This window comes from Acidovorax sp. KNOB132, from assembly GCF_057541515.1.
In genome coordinates this window covers 1-1,908 of sequence record NZ_BAAJYT010000450.1, presented here as the reverse complement: position 1 = coordinate 1,908, position 1,908 = coordinate 1, and the positions used below count along the sequence as shown (strand labels likewise).

Sequence of the window (1,908 nt, the reverse complement as noted above, 5' to 3'; positions counted from 1 at the left end):
CCAGCTCGCGCACGTTGCCGGGCCAGGGCGCCTGCTGCAGCGCGCGTTCGGCGGCGGGTGTGAGCTGCGGACGCGGGTAGCCCAGGCGCCGGCTGTAGGCATCGATGAAATGGCGCGCCAGCGGCACGATGTCGCCCGGGCGCTCGCGCAGCGTGTGCACCTCCAGGCTCACCACGTTCAGGCGGTAGTACAGGTCCTTGCGAAAGCGCTGCTGCAGCACCAGCGCCTGCAGGTCCACCGACGCGGCGGCCACGATGCGCACGTCGATGGGAATGGGCTGGCGCCCGCCCACGCGCACCACCTCGCGCTGCTGCAGCACGCGCAGCAGCTTGTTCTGCACGGCCAGCGGCAGGTCGTTCACCTCGTCCAGGAAGATGGTGCCGCCATGGGCTTCCTCGAACCAGCCGGGCTGCGCCCCGAAGGCGCCGGGGAAGGCGCCGCTTTCATGGCCAAACAGCTCCGAGTCCACCAGCGCTTCGGAGAACGCGCCGCAGCCCACGGCCACGAAGGGCGCGGCGCTGCGCGGGCTGCGGCTGTGCAGGTAGCGCGCGATCAGCTCCTTGCCGGTGCCGCTCTCGCCGGTGATGAGCACGCCGGCGTCGCTGGGCGCCACCTGCTCCACTTCGGCCAGCAGCGCCTTGGAGCGCGGGTCTTCGAAGATCCATGCCAGGCCGGCCTCGGGGGCGGCGGGCGTGGAGGTGGCGGTGGCGGTGCGGGCCGGTGCGGCGGGCCATGCGGGGAGGGTCGCCATGGTCTTCAGCCTGGAGTTTGAAAGCGATCGTGCCGGGCGATCACGAATAGAACGACGGCGCCGGCACCCTGGCGTGCAGCGCCCAGTCGCCCAGCTCCTGCAGCTTGTAGTCCACCGGGTCGTGCAGCGTCTGCGTGCGCAGGTTGCGCCAGAAGCGGTCCAGCCGCAGCGCGCCGTGCGTGGCGCGCGCGCCGGTGGTCTCGAAAAGCCGGGTGGTCACGTCCAGCCCCACGCGGGTGGAAGCCACCTTGGCCGTTGCCACGGCCACGGCCACGCGGCCCCGGCCTTCGGCGTCCAGCGCGTCACCTTGCGCCCAGGCCGCATCGAACGTGGCGGCGGCCTGCGCGGCCAGCAGGCGCACGCTCTCCAGCCCCACGAAGAACTCGCCGTAGTGCGACTGGATGTACGGGTCTTCGCTGGCGCGCTCGGCGGGCGAGCGGAACCAGGGGCGCGACTCGTTCAGCGTGTAGTGCCGCGCCTGCGCGAACGCGCCCTCGGCCAGGCCCAGGAACAGGTGCACGAACACCAGCTGCGCCAGCAGCGGCCGCAGCGACGAGCGCGGCGTGGTCAGCGGGCCGGGGTCGCGCAGCAGCTCGCTGCCCTCCACGCGCACGTTCTCGAACAGGGCGCTGCCGCTGTCGGTCTGGCGCTGGCCGAAGCTGTTCCAGTCGCCGTTCAGGGTGATGCCTGCGCGGGCCGTGGGAATGGCGGCGATCAGCAACTGGCCGGTGTGTTCGTCAATGCCCGAGGCGACCAGCATCTCGGAATCCAGCGCGCCCGAGCAAAAGCTCTTCTTGCCCGAGAAGTCGTACCAGTCGCCGATGCGGCGCACGGCGGTGCGCGTGTCCAGCGGGTTGAGCGCGTTGCCCCAGAACCATTGCTTGCGCGCCGTCTGCTCCAGCCATGGCACCCACTGTTCGGGCCGCGCGAACAGGCGCACGGTGGCCAGCAGCAGGTGGTGAAAGCCGTAGACGTGGGCCAGCGAGCTGTCGGCCTGCGCGAGGGTGCGCACGGTCTGCAGCGTGGTCGCCCAGTCGGCGCCCTGGCCGCCCTGCGCGGTGGGGATGGAGAGCGACAGCAGGCCGCTGGCGCGCAGCGCATCGCGCTCGGCCTTCGGCGTGCCGCCGCGGGCATCGCGCTCGGCAGCGGTGGCGGCG

The 1,908-nt window shown here is 72.2% G+C and carries 2 protein-coding genes; both read right to left on the bottom strand.

Annotation, left to right across the window (positions count from 1 at the left end; translation table 11 throughout):
• A partial coding sequence (locus AC27IO_RS23600; protein ID WP_498741095.1) for a sigma 54-interacting transcriptional regulator occupies positions 1-751 on the bottom strand: 751 nt, incomplete at its 3' end.
• A gap of 40 nt (positions 752-791) precedes the next feature.
• On the bottom strand, positions 792-1,908 hold a 1,117-nt coding region (locus tag AC27IO_RS23595), incomplete at its 5' end, for an acyl-CoA dehydrogenase family protein (RefSeq protein WP_498741094.1).